The 20,721-nt window shown below is 36.6% G+C and carries 8 protein-coding genes; all 8 read left to right on the top strand.

Going from position 1 to position 20,721, the window contains the following annotated elements:
• Nucleotide 1: 1 nt before the first annotated feature.
• Nucleotides 2-6,253, top strand: a complete 6,252-nt coding sequence (locus tag C245_RS0110885; RefSeq protein ID WP_017496629.1) for a non-ribosomal peptide synthetase — start codon at nucleotides 2-4, stop codon at nucleotides 6,251-6,253.
• Nucleotides 6,254-6,315: 62 nt separating this feature from the next.
• On the top strand, nucleotides 6,316-9,492 hold the full coding sequence (locus tag C245_RS0110880; RefSeq protein ID WP_017496628.1) for a non-ribosomal peptide synthetase: 3,177 nt from the start codon (nucleotides 6,316-6,318) through the stop codon (nucleotides 9,490-9,492).
• Between the two features lie 25 nt (nucleotides 9,493-9,517).
• Complete coding sequence (locus tag C245_RS22930) at nucleotides 9,518-12,229, top strand: type I polyketide synthase (protein WP_017496627.1); 2,712 nt, start codon at nucleotides 9,518-9,520, stop codon at nucleotides 12,227-12,229.
• A 75-nt stretch (nucleotides 12,230-12,304) separates the two neighbouring features.
• Nucleotides 12,305-16,816 (top strand): non-ribosomal peptide synthetase, encoded by a 4,512-nt coding sequence (locus tag C245_RS0110870; RefSeq protein ID WP_017496626.1) that lies wholly within the window; start codon nucleotides 12,305-12,307, stop codon nucleotides 16,814-16,816.
• Nucleotides 16,817-16,871: 55 nt separating this feature from the next.
• Nucleotides 16,872-17,438: an aminotransferase class I/II-fold pyridoxal phosphate-dependent enzyme gene (locus tag C245_RS24730; RefSeq protein ID WP_026110005.1), complete on the top strand. Its 567-nt coding sequence runs from the start codon at nucleotides 16,872-16,874 to the stop codon at nucleotides 17,436-17,438.
• 14 nt (nucleotides 17,439-17,452) lie between these two features.
• Nucleotides 17,453-18,190 (top strand): aminotransferase class I/II-fold pyridoxal phosphate-dependent enzyme, encoded by a 738-nt coding sequence (locus C245_RS24725; RefSeq protein WP_157495835.1) that lies wholly within the window; start codon nucleotides 17,453-17,455, stop codon nucleotides 18,188-18,190.
• An 11-nt stretch (nucleotides 18,191-18,201) separates the two neighbouring features.
• On the top strand, nucleotides 18,202-19,320 hold the full coding sequence (locus C245_RS0110855) for a VOC family protein (protein WP_017496625.1): 1,119 nt from the start codon (nucleotides 18,202-18,204) through the stop codon (nucleotides 19,318-19,320).
• Nucleotides 19,321-19,325: 5 nt separating this feature from the next.
• Nucleotides 19,326-20,702, top strand: a complete 1,377-nt coding sequence (locus tag C245_RS0110850; protein ID WP_017496624.1) for an FAD-binding oxidoreductase — start codon at nucleotides 19,326-19,328, stop codon at nucleotides 20,700-20,702.
• Nucleotides 20,703-20,721 lie beyond the last annotated feature (19 nt).

The raw sequence follows: 20,721 nt of genomic DNA, 5'->3' as shown, positions 1-20,721 counted from the left end.
TATGAAAATTAAAGATATATACCCGTTAACACCATTGCAGGAAGGAATTTATTTCCATTGGAAACTTTCTAAATCCATGTATTTTGAGCAGTCATCTTATAAAATACAAGCTGAATTGGAGATCAATTATCTTAAAGAAAGTTACGATCAGCTGATTGCAAGACATGATGTGCTCAGAACTTGTTTTCGGGATAATGTAGGGGAAGATCTTTTGCAGATTGTTCAAAACGAAGTGCCATCCAACTTTACTTTTCTGGACATTACCGGAAATACAAGCGAGACCATAGCCTCAGTAAAAGAGCAGGATATTGCAAAAAGCTTTGATCTGACTGTAGGTTCACAGATGCGTCTTACCGTTGTAAAAACGAGTGAAAACCAGTATGAATTAATTTGGAGCCATCATCACATTATCATGGACGGCTGGTGTATCGGTATTTTGATTGGTGAATTTTTTACGCTTTATGAAGGTTTACTTCAAGGGAAAAGAAACATTTTACCTAAAGCAACTTCGTATTCAGACTATGTGAAATGGTTGATGAAAAATGACAAAGAAAAATCATTGCAATACTGGAACCATTATCTGGAAGATTTTCAGGGCTTAAGTACGTTACCTTTTCCAAAGCAGCATACAGAAACCTTTAGTCCGGGAGAAATTTTTTACACGATTAGTGGAAGTTTAAGAGAAAAACTGGCTGTTTTGTGTCAGGAGAATAGTAGTACCGAAAATGTCTTTTTTCAGACGATTTGGGGAATTTTACTAGCCAAATACAACAATACAAATGATGTGGTTTTTGGTGGAGTAGTATCAGGCAGGCCTGCAGAAATTCATGATGTTGCCAATATTATCGGACTTTTTATCAATACCATTCCGGTAAGGATCTCCTTTGACGATAAGACTACCGTAAAGCAAATCTTATTGCAGACACAGGAGCAGGCCATACAAAGTTTGCCTTATCATTATCAGGCCATTAGTGACATACAGCGTAGCGTAAACAACGGTCAGTCGTTGTTTGATCATATCATTGTTTTTGAAAACTATATGGCCACCGAAGGTATAGCCGAAAGTGAAAAAACAAATATAAAATTGTTAGAAGCGGCATCTTATGAGGGAGAAAACTATGATTTTTCACTGGCAATTGTACCAGGAAAAGACATCAGTATCCGTTTCACCTTTAACGCCAAAAAATATGATGAAAGGGATATTACAGCGCTTAAAAATCATTTTGAACAAGTCGTAAATACTATAGCAGAAAACTTTGATATTCCGGTTTCTGAAATAGAACTTTTGCAAGAATCAGAAAAAGAAGCCGTGTTGTCTTTGTCCGGTCATGACATGCTGAAAGAAGCTTCTGCGGAATACAGCTTGGTGGAGTTGTTTGAAAATGTAGTGCAGGAGAATCGGGATCAGATTGCTTTAGTTTATGGAGAAGAGCAATATAGCTTTACCGGGTTAAATGGAATTGCAGATCAGTTTGCAGACTTTCTTATTTCAGAATATAAAGTACAGCCCGGAGATTTTATTGCCATGCAGCTGGATCGAAATGACTGGCTGGTTATTGCGCTGTTGGGAATCTTAAAAGCCGGTGCTGTATACGTTCCGCTTCATATTAATTTACCACAGGACAGAGTAGATTATATATTGGAAGATAGTAACAGTTCGATTATTATTGATGAGGAATTTATCAATCGTTTCAAAGTACATCCTAAAGCAAATACGACGATCTCAAAGGTCAAAATTTCACCATCCGATTTAGCCTATCTTATTTATACTTCAGGGTCGACGGGAAAACCAAAAGGAGTGCTTGTCGAGCATAGAAATATTTGTGCTTTGCTGGTCAATACAAAAAACAGTTTTGTCATTTCTCAAAAGCCCTTACTGCCTTTGCTGGCCTCCAATTCGTTTGATATTTTTCTTTTTGAATTGTTTCATCCCCTGTTGGCAGGAGGAAAAGTAGTGATGGTATCCAATGATGAAATAAAAGACATGGAGGATCTTTCAAAAATTCTCAGACAAACCAATAGTTTTCATGCCGTACCAACGCTGATGCGAGCGGTTATTGATCATATAAAAACGAACAATACCCAGCAATCCTATCCTCATATAGAATCAATTTTTATAGGAGGAGATAAAGTACCTGTCGGGATTCTCGAAGAAATAAGAGAAGTATTTACCAATGCGGTCATAAACGTACTGTACGGTCCAACCGAAGGATCTATTTTTATTACCTCTGAAAGTTATTTGCCTAACGTTAAACAATTTCCAAATGCAGTAATAGGACAAAGTAACGCCTATAATGCAACTTATGTATTGGACGATCATTTAAAATTATGTCCGATTTACAGCATAGGAGAATTGTGTATTTCCGGAAATCAGGTAACAAGAGGTTATCTGAACCAAGAAGAAATAACAGCCGAAAAGTTTGTCGTAAACCCTTTTAAGACCGATGAAAAGCTCTACAGAACAGGCGATATGGTCAAAAGACTTCCAAACGGCAAAATAGAATTTGTCGGACGTAAAGACAATCAGGTTAAAGTAAGAGGATACAGAATTGAATTAGAGGAAATAGAAAATGCTCTATTGTCAAATGAATACGTAGATTTTACCATTGCCAAAACCATTACAGTCTCAGGCGGCGAGAAAGAAATTGTAGTCTATTTAAAGGCTACAAAACAAATTGATGCACAAGAGCTGGTACATTTTCTGAAAGGAATATTGCCTTCTTTTATGATTCCGGATTATTATGTACAACTAGAGGAGATTCCGTTAACGGTAAACGGAAAAGTAGATGCTAAAAAACTACCAAATCCTTTGAATATCAATGCCGTAAGGAAAGTAGATTACGTTAAGCCTGTAACGGAGACTGAAATAAAACTAACCGAAATATGGCAGCGCATTCTGGACCGAAAAGCGGTTGGAATTCAGGACAACTTTTTCCATTTAGGCGGACATAGTTTAAAAATGATCAAGCTGTCCAATCAGATTTTTGTGAATTTCGGCATGCACCTCAACATAAAAGAAATATATATTCATCCTACTATAGAAGAACAGGCTGCCTATATTGATCGTTCTTTAAACAGCTACACCCTAACAATTCCACAGGCAGCAATAGCACCAAGTTATCCTCTGTCCTCTTCTCAGTATCGAATGTATAATATATGTTCTATAGACGCTCAGGTAAATAAAGCTTACAATATTAGAATAATAGATATTAAAAATGAAGCCGTAAACCTGGAATTTTTTACCAGAGCAGTATACGATTTAATAGAGCGACATGAAATCTTAAGAACCGCTTTTGTTACCAATGAAAATGGTGAACCGGGACAAATCATCATTCCGATCGAAAAAACAGAACCTTTAAAAATTCAATATTTGGATTTGCGTAACAGCGAAACCTTAGAAAAGGATTTACAAAAAGCACTTATCGAAACAGCTGATGTCTCTTTTAATTTAGAAACGCCTCCTTTGATGAAAGCTGCATTGATAAGCGTTAAAGAAGATAAATGGATCATCAGTATTCTTTTTCATCATATCATTTTCGACGGATGGTCAACCGATGTTTTTGTAAAAGAACTGTACGCCTTATATGAAAAGTATAGCAAAAACAGAGAAATTACTTTACCGCCTTTAGCCATACAGTTCAAGGATTATGCAGCCTGGGAGCAAAGTACTATTAAAAGTGAAGCAATTGAAGCAGATAAAAAGTACTGGCTGAAACAATTTGAAGGCAATCTGCCAATAGTAAGTGAATTGGGAGATCAAAAAAGACCCAACATCAAAACACATAACGGCGCAGTACGATCAAAAGTTTTGGAAGGCAGTATTTTGAAAGACCTAAACAGCTTATGCGAGAACGAAGAAGTTTCGCGTTTCATGGTCTTTTTAGCGGTAACCAATATTTTAATCTATAAAAATACCGGAGATCAGGATATCATCACAGGAAGTCCAATTGTAAATCGCGACTATCCGGAACTGTTTGATCAGATTGGTTTTTATGCCAATACCATTCCGTTGCGAACCCATTTAAATGAAAGTGCTTCGTTTATAGCAACTTTAAAACAAGTAAAAGAGAATGTAATCAAAGCCAAAGAACATCAAAAATTTCCACTTGATGAGTTAATTAAACTTTTAGACATTAAATACGATGCCGGCAGAAATCCGTTGTTTGACATCATCGTTACCGCCAGAGAAGAAAACAATCAGACATCAGATTTAGAGTCTTATGATGCGATTATTGATGCTGTAGGAAATGGAATCTCTGCCAAATTTGATTTGACATTCGATTTTTTAGTGACCGATTCGACACTAACCCTGACATTAGAATACAACACTGATATATTCTCTTCAGAAAAAATCACGGCATTGCTTAACCATTTAGAGCAGATATTAGTACAGGTTACCCAAAACGGAGACCAAAAAATAAGTGCGATCGATTGTTTGACAGCAGCAGAGAAAAAACATTTACTGGAAGAATTAAACGGTCATCAAACCGAGTATCCGAAAGATTCATCGATTATCGAATTGTTTGAAAAGCAGGTCGCCCTGACACCCGAAAAAACAGCTCTGGTATACAAAAAACAAAAGTATACCTATCACGAACTCAATAATGTTGCCAATCAGCTGGCCAATTATTTAGAAGAAAATTACAAAGTAACAGGAGAATTGGCGGCCATTTATTTGCCAAAAAATGAATGGCAGATCATAAGCATTTTAGCCTTGTTAAAATCGGGTTGTGCATACGTACCCATTTCGGCCGATTATCCGCAGGAACGAATCAGTTACATCATTAAAGATGCGAATGCCGAATGCCTGATTGCGGTGGATCTAATTGAAGATTTTGTACAATCACAGGCCGATTATTCGTCTAAGTTTGAAAGCATTTATGCGAAAGCAAACGATCTGGCTTATGTCATGTACACCTCCGGTTCTACCGGAGAGCCAAAAGGCGTTTTAATAGAACAGCAAAGCGTTGTCAGGCTAGTTAAAAATAACAATTTCATACACCTTAGCGGAGAAGAAGTATTGCTGGCTACAGGAGCTTTTTCGTTTGATGCCAGTACTTTCGAGTATTGGGGAATGCTTTTAAACGGAGGAACTCTGGTCATTTGTGATGAAAATACACTATTGTCTGTAAGAGGGATGAACGAGGTGGTTGCAAACGAAAAAGTCACCATGATGTGGTTTACCGCAGGCTGGTTACATCAGTTAGTAGACGAAAACCTAATCTTATTCAAAAACTTAAAAACAGTACTATGCGGAGGAGATGTTTTATCTCCACACCATATTACGAAACTGAAAAGTACTTATCCTGAATTAGTAGTTGTCAATGGATATGGGCCTACCGAAAACACAACATTTTCGATAACCCATACCATTGACTTACCAATAAAAACATCCGTTTCGATAGGTGTTCCGATAAGTAATAGTACCGTTTATATCATGGATAAAAACCACCAGCTGGTACCTAAAGGAGTCATTGGTGAAATCTGTGTGGGAGGTGATGGTCTGGCAAGAGGTTATCTGAATAATGCTGAACTGACCCATTCAAAGTTTATAACAAACCCTTATAAAACAGAGGAAAGACTCTACAAAACGGGTGATTTAGGCAGGTGGACCCATAACAATACAATTGAGTTCGTAGGAAGAAAAGACAATCAGGTAAAATTACGAGGTTACCGAATCGAACTCGGAGAAATTGAAAACATCTTATGTACCCACAAATTAATATTTTCATCATTGGTGGTCATAACAGACGGTACAGCAGCAGAAAAAAAAATAATTGCCTATTTGGTTACCGATGAAGATCTTGAAAGTAACACTTTAAAAAACTGGCTCAGAACCCAATTGCCAAAATACATGATCCCCAATCATTTTGTCTTTTTGCGAGAGTTTCCGTTAAACATCAACGGAAAAGTGGACAGAGCTAAACTTCCTGAAATTACCGAGCTGGAAACAGAACGTGCAGCCTATACGGAACCCGTGACACCTACTGAAAAAACACTGGCTAAAATATGGGAGGCTGTTTTAGAAATAGAAAAAATAGGACTCGCAGATAACTTCTTTGATCTGGGCGGACACAGTTTAAAAGCTGTAAAAATGTTCCACCTTATCAACAATCAGTTAGAGGTGAAACTTACCATATCTGATTTGTTCAACAATCCAACCATAGAGAGTCTGGCGAACGAAATTGACAATGTCATTTGGGCCAATAACGAAGAACTGGAAGATGTCGAAAGCGAAAACATCACCATCTGATGCAATAAAAAACAAAAACAATAAAACCTAAAGCCCCCTTAAAATCGAACCGTATTTAATCTATGAAAATAAAAGAAATATATGCACTGAATCCTCTACAGGAAGGAATTTTTTTTCGCTGGCAAATATCAGAAAATGAATATTTTGAACAATCCTGTTACCACATCTATGGGAAAGTTGAGGTCGAGTTATTACAGAAAACATTTGATTTTTTGGTGTCAAGACACGATACACTAAGAACCTGTTTTAACAACACTACCGTAAATGATATTTTGCAAGTGGTACTGGACAGTGTTCCTTCCGGTTTTTATTATCGGGACGAGAGCGCCAATGAAAATTTTTCTTTGGAGAATTTTAAAAAATCAGACAGAGATAAAGGATTTAATCTTTATAAAGGCTCACAAATAAGATTAACTGTGCTTAAGCTTCGGGAAAATGTATTTGAGTTTATCTGGAGTTACCATCACATTATTTTAGATGGCTGGAGTATCGAACTCTTAATAAAAGATTTTTTTTACGCCTACAAATGTTTATTGGCAGGTCAGGAGATTAAGCTATCTGCACCGCCAAGTTATTCAGCCTACAGCAAGTGGCTGATGGAACTGGATAAAAAAAGTATAGCGGCTTATTGGGAGGAATATCTTTTAGGATTTGAAACTAATACCGGAATACCATTTTTTAACCCCGACAATCAGAATCGTCAGGAAACGGAAGTTAAAGTACTTTATACGCTATCCGAAAAAAATAAAGGGACTGTTACAGCACTCTGCCGGGAATTAGGAATTACCGAAAATATCTTTTTTCAAACCATTTGGGGAATACTGCTTGCCAAATATAATGATACCGATGATGTTGTTTTTGGGAGTGTAGTGTCAGGCAGACCTTCAGAAGTAGATCGAATAGAGGAAATGTTGGGGCTCTTTATTAATACGATTCCCGTAAGGATAAAATTTAATGCAGAAGAAACGATAAAGAATATCCTGATTGATACCCAAAAAGAAGCCATAAGAAGTATTCCAAATCATTATATTCAATTGGCAGAAATACAATCCAATAGTAATCTCGGACAGCAGTTGTTTGATACTTTGGTGGTTTATGAAAATTATCCTTCACAGGAATATGCAGAAGATGAGTTGATTAATTCGGCTCAGGACACTTTAGAAGTAGTGGCAGTAGAAGCATTTGAAAAAACAAATTATAATTTTTCTCTGGCCATAGTTCCGGGGATTAATACCGTGTTAAGGTTTACCTATAATGCTCAAAAATACAGTTCGGAATTTATAGAAAACTTAAAAAAATGTTTTGAGTACCTCTACCTTCAGGTTCTGGAAAATCCCGACAGTTTATTTTCTGAGATTGATTTAGTTGGGGGAGAAGAAAGAAACAAATTATTTTTTGATTTCAACAGAGAGACTTTTGATATTACAGCAAACCATACGATCATTGGTTGTTTTTCTAAACAAGTCTTAAAAAATCCAAATAAAACGGCTGTAAAGTATAAGGAAGAATCTCTTAGCTATCAGGAATTAGATGAAAAAAGTAATAAACTGGCACATTTTCTCATTCAGAATTATGATATAAAAGAGCACGATTTTGTTGCAGTCGCATTAGAAAGATCAGAAATGTTAATCGTAACGATTTTGGCCATTTTTAAATTGGGTGCCGTTTATGTTCCAATTGACATTCATTTTCCGGAAGAAAGAAAAAAAATCATAACAGAAAGCAGTCAATGTGTAGTAGTAGTCAATGAAGATACGATCAAAGAATTTGAAAACTCTACTCAGAATGACACTGCGATAAACAGAGAAATAGAACTTTCTCAAATTGCTTATGCGATTTATACCTCGGGGTCTACAGGAAAGCCTAAGGGAGTTATGGTAACACATCGCAATTTCAGTGTGCTTTTGACCAATTGCAGAAAAAAATTCGGAACAGACAGTAAGACACATTTTCCGGTTTTAGCTTCAAATTCTTTTGATATTTTTTTCTTCGAAGTTTTTTATCCTTTAACGATAGGGGGAACCATCACGATATTAAATTCTGAGACCATACACGATCTTGCACTTTTGAGCAAAGAAATTGAAAAGATCAATGGCTTCCACGCCGTACCGGTTTTAATGAGACAGTTATTGGATTATAGTATTGATTTTGGCATGGCAGATCGTTTCTCACAGGTCACAAAAATATTTATGGGAGGAGAAGTTTCTTCAAACGAAACTCTGGAAGATTTGTCAAAGATATTCCCTAATGCTTCTCTTCATGTACTGTACGGACCTACTGAGGGAACCATTTTTATAACAGGACAAACTTATGTGCAGAAACAAAAAAGTTACAATCCACAACTCATAGGCGTACCTAACAAAGGTTCGAAAATATACCTGCTGGATACCGCAAATAATCTGGTGCCAATAGGAGTTCCGGGAGAAATTTGTATTGCCGGGGAGCAAGTTGCAAACGGATATGTAAATGATGGAGGCATTGGAAGAGAGGTTTTTATGACTGATTTTTTTTCCAGAAAGAAACTCTATAAAACAGGCGATTTAGCCCGCTGGCATTTTAATGGAGTAATTGAATTCATTGGCCGAAAAGACAGTCAGATTAAATTAAACGGGTATCGCATCGAACTTGGTGAAATTGAAACGGCACTTCAGGAACAGGAAACCATCAAAAAGGCCATAGTTTTAGTGGACAACCAAAAAGTAGATCAGAAAAGAATCGTTGCTTTTTATACCGGAGCTGAAGAACTAGACGAGAAGTCATTAAAAAAACAGCTGCAGCAAAAATTGCCGTCGTATATGATTCCTTCAAAGATCGTTTGGGTGAAAACCTTTCCCGTTTTGATCAATGGAAAAACAAATGTGAAAGCCTTATTGACTTTAGGACAGCAAACCACCAAAAGCGAACAGTATACTTTGCCTAAGACTGAGTTGGAAGCAAAAATACTAAACATCTGGAAAGCGATCCTTTGTAATGAGAATATTGGTATACAGGACAACTTTTTCGAAATAGGAGGTAATTCCATTTCCCTTATGAAAATGGTACGACTCATCAACAAAGAATTGGATATAAATTTAAAAGTACTTAATGCATTTAAGTTTAGCAATATTGAGGCACTTACCCATCATATTACGCAAGATGTAGAGCCAGGTCTTGAGCTAGTAGACGAAAAAAATTCCAAATCGGTTGACATCGCCAATCAGACCCTGTCAATTTTAAAAAAGAAGCAGCAAACAAATTAAGAGTATCTCAATAAAGTAAAATCAAATGGCAGCAAACGATAATACGGGTTTAGAAATTGCGATAATAGGAATGTCCTGTCACGTGCCGGGAGCAAATGACTGGAGAACGTTTTGGAACAATATTTCAAAAGGAGAAGAGTCCGTTTATACCTTATCAGAAGAAGAACTTCTTAAAAGAGGCTTTGTTAAAAATGAAACCAGCAAAAATGTACACATTCCGGTCATAGCAGAAGTAGGGAATAAAGGAGGTTTTGATGCTGCCTTTTTCGGATTTACACCTTATGAGGCAGCACTTATGAGTCCGGTACATCGTATGTTTTTACAATCGGCCTGGGAAGCTCTGGAAGATGCCGGATGCCTGTCAGAATCAGCAATCAGTATTTATGCGGGTAGTGGAGGTGATTTGCCTTGGAAAGCACATGTTGCTCTAAATAGCGACAGCAGTAAATTAGATCCTCTTACACTTGATTTTATAACCAACAAAGATCATTTGCCCACTTTAACGTCGTATAAATTAAATCTGACAGGCCCTTCATTTTCAATCAATACGGCTTGTTCGACTTCACTTTCAGCCGTTCATCTGGCTTGTCGCGGGCTCTTATTTGGAGAAGCGAAAGTAGCTTTGGCCGGAGGTATTTCTTTAATGTTGGAGCCCAGATTCGGTTACGAATACAAAGAAGGATCTATTTATTCAAAAGACGGACATTGCAGAGCATTTGATGAAAAAGCAACAGGAACCATTGGCAGTGAAGGCGCTGGAATTGTAATACTTAAACGACTGGAAGAAGCCCTCAAAGACAAAGATCATATTTATGCCGTAATTAAAGGAAGTGCCGCCAATAATGACGGGAACAGAAAAGTAGGATATACAGCCCCAAGTATTGAAGGAGAAATGGAATGTATAAGATTAGCGCATAAAATGGCCGGAATAGCACCTGATAGCGTGAGCTATGTAGAAGCACACGGAACAGGTACAACCTTAGGAGACCCGATTGAAGTAGAAGCACTTAACATGGCTTTTGAAAATAATAAAGAACACAACTGTTTACTGGGTTCAGTAAAAAACAATATTGGGCATACCGATACGGCAGCAGGAGTTGTAGGCTTAATAAAAACAGCACTTAGTTTAAAATACCGTCAGATACCGGGAACGATTAATTACAGCGATCCAAATCCGAAAATCAATTTTAATGAAGGCCCTTTTTATGTCCAAAAAGAGCTTCACAAATGGGAATCGGTCAATAATAAGCCTCTGAGAGCCGGAGTAAGTTCTTTTGGAATAGGAGGAACAAACGTGCATCTGGTTTTAGAAGAAGCCCCGGGAAAAGATAAAAATGCGACAAAAGAAACATCCAATCTTTTCCTTTTTTCGGCCAAATCAAAGAGTTCACTTCAAAATTACCTTTTAAAATTTAAGGAGTTTCTAAAAAATGAAAGCGACATTGATTTGCACGAAGTTGCTTATACTCTTCAAACCGGAAAAAGACATTTTGATTACAGAGCCGCAATAAGCTGTACGAACAAAGAAGAGTTATTCTTGTATACCGATATTTTAAGCAATGAAGAAAATATAGGGAAGGTTGATGAAAAGAAAAAAGCGATACTCTTATTTTTTCCTCATACCAACCATACAGATATCCAATTCTACAGTAATCTATATGAAGAAAATGCAGGCTTTAGAAATAAAATAGACCAAAGTATTGCAACAGTGGAGCTAGGCAATTATGACCTGAAAAAATGGATGAATGAAATAGCGGTTAGTGGTAAATCAAAAGACAAGGTACTCGCCAAAGTGTTTACGGTACTATCCGGTTATACTTTAGCCAATTTGCTGAAAGAATATGGAATACGGATCAATTTTACTTCAGGTGTTGGAATAGGAGAATATACCGCAGCCTGTGTTTCCGGAATATTACAGTTAAACGAAGTACTCGGGATGATGCTGTACGATGAAAAGGAATTAAGCATACAACCTGCTCAGATTCCTTTTGTACAAACAGCCAAAGACATCACTATAAATGAAGGAATTTTAACTCCTCAAAAATATTGGGTGAATGGCAGAAGTCTGAAAATTAACGCGTCGAAATCCTTTAGTGATATTGTGCAAAACAATTCAGCTGTTCTTTTGGAAATGGGCGACAGCACAGGTCTGACACAGTTTTTAAATACCACTTTGGCTGAAAATTTTGAGGAAAATAGTCATGTCACTATTTCCTTATCGCAAACGGATAAAGCAATTCATGCAGATGATATCCTAAAAAATACTTTAAGAAAATTATGGCTCGCAGGAGAAAATATCGATTGGGAAGAAACGTATGATGACAATCACCCCGCAAAAACCACCCTGCCGGTTTATGAATTCGATAAAAACGAATATCCGCATGTGGTCAATCTTACCCCCGAAAATTTTACTTTTTTGGCTAAAAAAGAGGAAAAAATAGAGGTTGGAGAGAAGGTGAATGTTTTGCAGAAAAAAAAGGAAACTACATCAGAAATTATTCAGTCTGTGTTTGTTGAATTTCTTGGAGAGAAAAAATTTGATTTGGATAAAGACCTTTTCGAAATAGGTTGTGATTCCCTGAAAGGAATGTTAATCCTCAATAAAATTAAAAATGAATTGCAGGTCGAGTTGTCTCTGATGGATTTTATGGAGCATAGTTCCGTAAGAGAGGTAATCGAAACCGTTGAGGAAATTAAGAACAAAGCATACCAACAAGTAAAAACAATTACCATTTAGCCCCATTATTCTGAATCATAGAATCGTAAAATATTCTTAGGACAATTTACTCTACTTACTTAAATCGAATTGATTATGGATACACTACAGTTTTTGAATTATTTAACGGAAGAAAATATTACTATCCAGTTATCTGAAGATAATCTTAAAATTTCTTATACAAGTGAAGAAATTTCAGAGGCCGTTATGGAGGAGATAAAAGTGCGAAAATCTGAAATCGTAGAATTTTTAAAACAGCAGCAGGAAACCGGGATTGAAGCCAGCATACCATTGGCACCCGCAGATCTGATGTACTATCCGCTCACACCTTCTCAGACAAGATCATGGATTGTGAGCCATAATTGGGGCGATAATTATGCTTACAACATGTCAAAATGCTTTCAGTTTGAAGGAGAATTAGACATTGCAGCGCTTGAAAAAGCCAGCCAGAAATTGATTTCCAGACACGAAAGTCTTCGAACTGTTTTTGCTGAAAATGAAAGCGGTGAAATATGCCAGTGGATCAAAAGCCCTGAAGAACTAAATTTTAAGATCAATCACATCGATTTTAGAGGTCAGGATACCTCCGAAGAAAGATTAAGCAAGTTCATTAAAGAGGAGAGGGCAATACCTTTTGACCTGCAGACCGGTCCTTTATTGAAATTTTACTTAATTCGTTTAGAGGAAGATAAATGGTTGTTTTATAGTATCATTCATCATATCATTTGCGACAGCAGATCATTCAATATTCTGATACGCGATTTATTCTTTTTCTATAAAGCCGAAGTAATGCTGATGGATGCTTTACTACCGGAACTCAGAATACAATATAAAGATGTGGCGGTATGGAAAAGCAAACGTTTTGAGGATATAAATTTAAGTAAAGAAAAAGAGTATTGGATCAATCAGCTGGGGGGAGAATTGCCTTTGCTGCAGTTACCTGAAGATTATACCAGACCGGTGATTAGAAATTCTGAAGTGGGGATGCTAAGACGCACCATTAAAGCCGAATCGGTAAAAGAGTTTAAGACGTATTGCAGAAACGAAGGCGGAACCTTGTTTACAGGATTGATGACTTTGTTTAACTTATTGTTCTATAAGTTTAGTGAACAGAAAGATATTATTTTAGGATTTCCCGTGTATGGAAGAGATTTTTCTGAATTGGAAGATCAAATAGGTTTTTACGCAGATACAATTGCTTTGCGAACCCGTTTTGAAGCGCAGAATACCTTTAAGGAACTTTTTAATATTGTAAACACCAATGCTTTCAATGCCTATGAAAACAGAGAGTATCCATTTGAAGAAATCGTAAATCAGCTTCAGGTAGAAAGAAATCCGGGCAGAAATACCCTATTTGATGTATTTGTCGTATTGCAAAATTTTGACACTGATTCTCTAGAAGATGATTTTCTTCCGGGAGGATTAAAAGTGGTTGAATTTGCAGAATTGAAGGAAGGATATTCAGCTTATGATCTTACGTTTAATTTTGCAGAATCAAAAGATGGAAGCCTTTTTTACGAAATCGAATACAACTCAGCAATCTATCGTGAGGAAACGATAAAACGTCTGACCGATCATTTAGAATATTTAATGACGGAAACCATCGCAAACGATAAAATTGCTATAAGCGCTCTGGAGAGTATCGATTCCACTGAACGCAAAAGAATTTCAGAATGGAGCAGAAATCAATCTAATATTATTCTTTCTGATAAATCAATAGCTGATAGTCATAAAACGTTAGATTTTGGTCTTTATTATTTCGGAAATACCGGAACAGAAGAAAATCAGTATGAAATACTAATGATTGGAGCGGCTTATGCAGATCTTAATGGTTATAGTGCAGTCTGGACACCTGAACGACATTTTAATGAATTTGGCGGACCTTTTCCAAATCCAAGTGTCTTGGGAGCAGCCGTAGCAGCAAGAACCAAAAATATAGGCATAAGGTCAGGAAGCGTTGTAGCAGGACTTCATCATCCCGTCAGAATAGCCGAAGAATGGTCGGTAGTTGATAATATTTCGGGAGGAAGAGCAGGTATCTGCTTTGCTTCAGGATGGAATGCTAATGATTTTGTTTTTTATCCTGAGAATTTTAAAGACCGAAAGGATATCTTATTTCAGACCATAGAAGATGTTCGCTCGCTTTGGATCGGAAATTCGGTAAATTTTAAAGGAATTGATTCGATAGAGAAACCTTTTAAAATATTACCAAAGCCCGTTCAGAAAGAAGTTTCTGTTTGGATTGCCTGTACCGGAAATATAGAAACCTATAAAAGAGCAGGAGAAATAGGAGCAGGAATTTTGACAGGATTGTTAAATCTTAGTTTTGATGAACTGGAAGAAAAAATTGCGGTATACAGAAAGGCTTACAAAGAAAATAATCATAAAGAAGGCGGCGACAGAGTGGTACTTATGCTGCACACTTATCTGGATGAAACGGTAGAAAAAGCACAGGAAAAAGCAAGACCATCCATGAAGAAATACTTGCTAAAGTCTCTTGAAATGAATGGAAAAGAAGCTTTGGAACAGAGTAATGATCCATCACTTCAAAAAATAACAGAAAAGTCAGTTGACGAAATGCTGGATTTTTCGGTTAGCAAATATTTTAAAGAAGGCAGCCTTATCGGAAATTTAGAAAGCAGTTTACCGATTTTAAATAAAGTGGTAAAAGCAGGAGTAAATGAGATTGCCTGTTTAATCGATTTTGGTATTGACAAAACAAGTGTGCTGGAAGGATTACCCTATATCACAAAATTAAAAGATTCTTTTAACGCTGTACGAAAAGAGATTGGTGCAACTAAAAAGGAGGACAGCGGTAAGAGTATTGAGACTTCGGTACTAAAACTTTTTAAAGAACAATATCTTTTACATCCCCATAAGATTGCAGTTTCGGACGGTGCTGATTCGCTAACCTATGAAGCGCTTTACCAGAAATCAGAAAATCTGGCCCGATACTTACAATCAAAAGGAGCTAAAAAAGGAATGATCATCCCGTTGTGCATCAACCGTTCTGTTGATCAATTAGTGGGGATTCTGGGCATCCTGTTAACCGGAGCTGCTTTTTTACCCATTGATTCCGGTTTTCCAATTAATAGAATTGCGCAAATTATAGACGAAGTAAATCCTGAATTACTGGTAGCTCAAAAAGAAAACACGAGTCTTTTTTCTTCCGAAATAGTAAAAGTAGATATCGATGAAGTTCCCAATGTTAGGGACGGTATTTTCGAAGCGGTAGAAATAGATTCAAGTGATTTAGCTTATGTTATTTTTACTTCAGGATCAACAGGAAAACCAAAAGGAGTAATGATCAGTCATCATGCGCTGGAGAATGTAATCGTTTCATTGTCTGAGAAATTAGAATTGGATCAAACCATAAAATTTGTGGCAGTAACTCCTTTGATATTTGATATTTCGCTTTTAGAAATCTTCTTGCCTTTAATCACTGGAGGACAGGTTGTAATGACAAACGAAAAGGAAGGAAAAGACATTTATCATCTCAATAATTTTCTAAAAGAGAATACCGTAACTCACATGCTTACGACGCCAACAAGATGGAAAATGCTTTTGGACACAGGCTGGAAAAATACAGAAAATTTGGTGGTTATGGCTGCCGGAGAAGATTTGGATCAACAACTGAAAAATAATTTGGTGGCACTTACCGGTACCGGTATCTGGAATCTTTATGGTCCAACTGAAACCGCGATCATCTCCAGTTTGCAATTTTTGGAACAAGACGATATTGTAAACATCGGAAAACCAATTGATAAAACTGGATTATATGTTTTGTCTGAAGAAAAAATGCTAATGCCTCAAGGCGCTGTCGGAGAGCTTTACATTGCAGGGAGCGGACTTGCTTTAGGCTATTTTAACGATAAAGCACTTTCAGACGAGGCGTTTGTTCCCAATACTGTTGATCCTGAGATGGGCGATTTGTTATACAAAACGGGTGATTTAGTCAAATGGCTGCCGGACGGGACTTTGAAATATATGGGACGAAAAAAGAATCAGATAAAAATCAGAGGTTATCGTATTGATTTAAAAGAAATCGAAAATGTTCTGGAACAATACCAATCCGTAAAAAAAGCAATATTGTCCCTGAATGAAGATGAAAATGGTGAAAAAGAATTGACAGCCTATCTGCACAGCAATGAAAAAATAGACTATGTGTCACTAAGAACATTTCTGAAAAGCTATTTACCGGATTATATGATTCCCGAAAAATTTAAGACCGTAAAGGAAATCCCGGTAACGGTAAACGGAAAAGCAGATCTCAAAAAATTGCAGCTTCTTAAAAATAATTATACCATAAGCAATCAAAACACTTTTGTATTGGCGAGAAATGAGACGGAAAAACAGTTAACGGAGATTTGGAAGGACTTACTAAAACTGGAAGAAATAAGCGTAAACGATAATTTCTTTTTCCTGGGAGGAAGCAGTTTGAAACTTGCAAAAATGAAAAATGAAATCTATAAACGATTCGGTATACCGCCAGTTTCTTTAACCTTATTGCATCAGCTTACTATAGCCTCTTTCTCGGTTGAGGTAGAAAAATTACTCAGACAGACGGAGGAAGTTGACGAAGTGGAATACGAGAAATTCAATATTTAAGATACTCTTTTACTTTTCTAAAATTAAAACCAAATAACCCTTTAAAAATTCAGAAATGATTGAAAAAATAATTTCGCAACCGTCAATCGATGTTGTAAACCCATTATTATTTTCTATGGGCGAAGATGTGATGGGATTTCTAAACGAAGTTCAGTTGCAATATCCTGAGGCAATTTCATTTGCATCAGGCAGACCAGACGCTAAATATTTCAATATGGGGCAATTTTCTGAATGTCTGGACTATTTTGTACAGCATAATGTTCGTGAAAAAGGGATTGAAGAAAATATAGTTTTGGAAAATCTGGGGCAGTACAACAGAACCAAAGGAATCATAAATACAGAAGTTGCAAAATATCTGTTTATTGATGAGTTTATAAAAGTAAATCCGGAAGATATCCTTATCACAGTAGGCGCACAAGAAGCCATCGCCATTGGAATAACAACGCTTTGCGATCGGGAAAATGATGTTATTCTGGTAGAAGATCCCGCTTACATTGGGATAACACATTTTGCTAAAATCAATGACTACAAAATTGAAAGTATTCCGGTTATTGCTAATGAATCTTCCATAAAAGCAATTGAGGATAAAATTTTGGAACATCAGGAAAAGGGTAAAAAGTAAAAGTAGTTTACGTAATTCCCGATTTTCAAAACCCTACCGGAAACAGCATGTCTTTGTCCAACCGCCATAAACTTCTGGCATTAGCACGTTTGTATGATTTTGTGATATTTGAGGACAACGCCTATGGTGATTTTTATTACGAAAACGAAAAAATGCCTACTCTAAAATCGTTGGATGAAAATGATACTGTAATCTACTTGAGATCCCTTTCAAAAACGATATACCCTTCTTTACGTCTTTGTTTAATGGTTGTTACACAAAAAGTAAAAGTGCAGGATAAAATTTTTGCCCTAAGCGATTTAATGGCGAAAACGAAAGGATATGTCACTGTAAATACCCCATCAATAATGCAAGCCATGTTTGGCGGTTTATTACTAAAGAACAAATTTTCGCTTGAATCCTTAAATGCTGAGAAACGGACGGGTATGAAAGAAAAAAGAGATCAGCTTTTAGAAAGTCTGAATCACTTTTTTAATAAGGAAACACAGTACTGGGCAGAAAATATCAGTTGGAATTTACCTGCAGGAGGTTTTTTCTTAATTCTTAAAGTGCCATTTAAAGTGACCAGGGAAGATGTTATAAGATGTGCAGAAGTCAATAAAGTAATTTTTACCCCTATGTCTTTTTTTTACATGAATGAAGGAGGAGAAAATGAGTTGAGGCTGGCCTTTAGTAATGTCACCAAAGAAGAAATCATAAACGGAGTGCAAAGATTGTCTGTGTTTATAAAATCGAAAGTAAAAAACCAATAAAAACTATAAAAATGGAAAACAACAATGAAATAATCGTATCTGATTTTTTTAATATGGAGTACGATTTTGTCGAGTATTATGTGGGTATGGCTAAAATGGTAGTATTCTGGCACGTTAAAGCATTAGGTTTTGAAGTGATAGCTTACGCCGGACCGGAAACAGGTGTTTTAGATCGTTGTTCTTATTATATCGTAAAAAATGATATAAAACTGGTGATCACCTCAGCATCACAGCCTAGTTCATACAAAATAGTTTCTTTCGTAGATCTTCACGGGAATGGTATCAAGAGACTGGCCATAAACGTTGATAATGTTAAGGACTTCTTTGAAAGAGCTATGAAAAACGGGGCAATACCGGTAGAGCATCCGCATTTAACCTCAGATGAAAATGGATTTGTAGAACAGGCATCTTTAAAGATGTTTGACGATAATGAAATTGTACTCATCAATTACGATAATTATAATGGAGACTTTCTTCCGGGATATAAAAATGTACAGAGCGAATGGAACTTTGAAGGAGAAGATACCGGTCTGCAAAAAATTGACCACGTAGCTTGTGCCTTAAGACTCAACGAAATCAATTTATGGGAAAAGTATTTTAACAACATCTTCCTTTCTAAAACTGTGGTTGAATTTGATGAGAGAAAAGTAAAAGGCGAAAAGAAAATCGGGATGTTATTGAAAGTACTTCAATCCGGTAATAAAAGCATTAATAACGTTTTGGTTGAACCGGAACATGGCGTAAAAAATCAGGTACAATTGTTTATCGATCAAAACTACGGAACCGGAATACAGCATATCGCATTTGAATCAAACAACATTATTAAATCAGTAAAAGCATTGAGAGAGTCCGGTGTGAAATTTACCAGATACCCGGATTCTTACTATGAAAAATTAGCTTCGAAATATCCTGAACTGGATGTAGAGCCTTTAAAAAAGCACGGGATCTTGTGCGATGTTTTAGAGGGAGCCCTGCTCTTTCAAATCTTTACCACACCTATAGGAGACAGAGCTACATTTTTCTATGAAATAGTACAAAGAGTAAATGATTATCAAGGCTTTGGTTTGGATAATATCTACGCTCTGTTTGAAGCAATGGAAGAAGAACTGACACTTTCGAATAAAATTTAACAAGGATGACAGGCTGCAAGACCGATATTATAAATGCTATAATTGAAATAGTGGGACATGACTATGTAGTAACAAATGCAGAGTTATTGTACAATTATTCCAGAGACTGCACCTCTGATGAAGAGAGTATACCCTCGGCAGTAATCTTACCTAAAGATGAAAAAGAGATTTCAAAAATTCTTAAAATCTGTAATGAAACTAAGACCAGTATCACCGTGAGAGGTGGTGGTACCGGAGTCAGCAGAGGAGCATTATCTCATACAAATGGTCTGATACTTTCGCTGGAACGGTTGAATAAAATCATCGAGATTAATAAAATCGACAGGATTGTTACAGCAGAGTCGGGAGTGATCACCCAGGATTTGCGTAATGCGGTTTTAAAAGAAGGTTTAAATTTTCCGCAAAACATCAGCAGTGCCAACGCTTGTTTTATAGGTGGAAATATAGCAGTATCGAGTGGCAGTCCAAAATCATTGAAATATGGTACAACTAAAGATTATGTCATCAATTTAGAGATCGTTTTACCCGATGGAAGTATTATATGGACAGGAAAAAATGTAACTAAAAATGCAACCGGTTATAATCTTACCCAATTGTTTACCGGAAGCGAAGGAACACTGGGCATCATCACTAAAGTAGTATTAAAACTAGTTCCTCCCGTGAAAGAACTGCTTCTCATGATTCCCTTTACTAAAATAGAGAAGCTGTTTGAAGGTGTACAGCAGTTTTTTGTAGAGGGATACGACGCTTCAAGTATTGAATTTATTGATCAGAAAGGAGTAGAGCTGGCCTCGAAATTTCTGGATAAAAAACAATGGGATCCTAAACGTATTGAAGGGATTTTATGGATCGAACTTGAAGGCACAGATTCAGAAAAACTAATGCAGCAGGCTATTGAAATCAGTGAATTTATCAGTGCTTACACACCAAAAGAAATTAGCATAGCAGATACCCAAAACGAAGTGAAAGCATTATGGGAAATGCGTTCTAAAATTGGAGAAGCGGTTATTCATCATGTGTTTTTCAGAGACATCGACATTGTAGTACCCCGCTCTAAAATTGATGAGATGTATAAGTCAATCGCAGGGATAGCCCAAAAATATGATTTTGAATACACGGTTTTCGGACATGTTGGGAATGGAAATTTTCATGTCAATATTTTTCAGGACAAACAAAGCAGCAAAAAGCAGTGGGAAGACCATCTGGCAATTTGGGTGAAAGCCATTTTCCTAAAAGCACTAGAACTAGGTGGAACCATTTCAGGTGAACACGGGGTAGGTAAAATTAATCTTCCCTATTTAGAAGATGCCATGACCAACCATCAGATCCATATAATGAACGGCATCAGGGAGCTATTCGATAAAAACAGAATAATAAATTAGAATTTTTCACAGGACTATT

It is taken from the genome of Flavobacterium sp. WG21 (genome assembly GCF_000335775.1).
In the GTDB taxonomy this organism is placed as follows: domain Bacteria; phylum Bacteroidota; class Bacteroidia; order Flavobacteriales; family Flavobacteriaceae; genus Flavobacterium; species Flavobacterium tructae.
This window is presented reverse-complemented; position numbering and strand designations above follow the sequence as displayed.

What these genes read in the sequence shown, in the direction of transcription:
- C245_RS0110870 (WP_017496626.1), top strand. Translation starts at nt 12,305, where the DNA reads ATGGATACACTACAGTTTTTGAATTATTTAACGGAAGAAAATATTACT.
- C245_RS0110855 (WP_017496625.1), top strand. Translation starts at nt 18,202, where the DNA reads ATGGAAAACAACAATGAAATAATCGTATCTGATTTTTTTAATATGGAG.
- C245_RS0110850 (WP_017496624.1), top strand. Translation starts at nt 19,326, where the DNA reads ATGACAGGCTGCAAGACCGATATTATAAATGCTATAATTGAAATAGTG.
- C245_RS0110885 (WP_017496629.1), top strand. Translation starts at nt 2, where the DNA reads ATGAAAATTAAAGATATATACCCGTTAACACCATTGCAGGAAGGAATT.
- C245_RS24730 (WP_026110005.1), top strand. Translation starts at nt 16,872, where the DNA reads ATGATTGAAAAAATAATTTCGCAACCGTCAATCGATGTTGTAAACCCA.
- C245_RS22930 (WP_017496627.1), top strand. Translation starts at nt 9,518, where the DNA reads ATGGCAGCAAACGATAATACGGGTTTAGAAATTGCGATAATAGGAATG.
- C245_RS0110880 (WP_017496628.1), top strand. Translation starts at nt 6,316, where the DNA reads ATGAAAATAAAAGAAATATATGCACTGAATCCTCTACAGGAAGGAATT.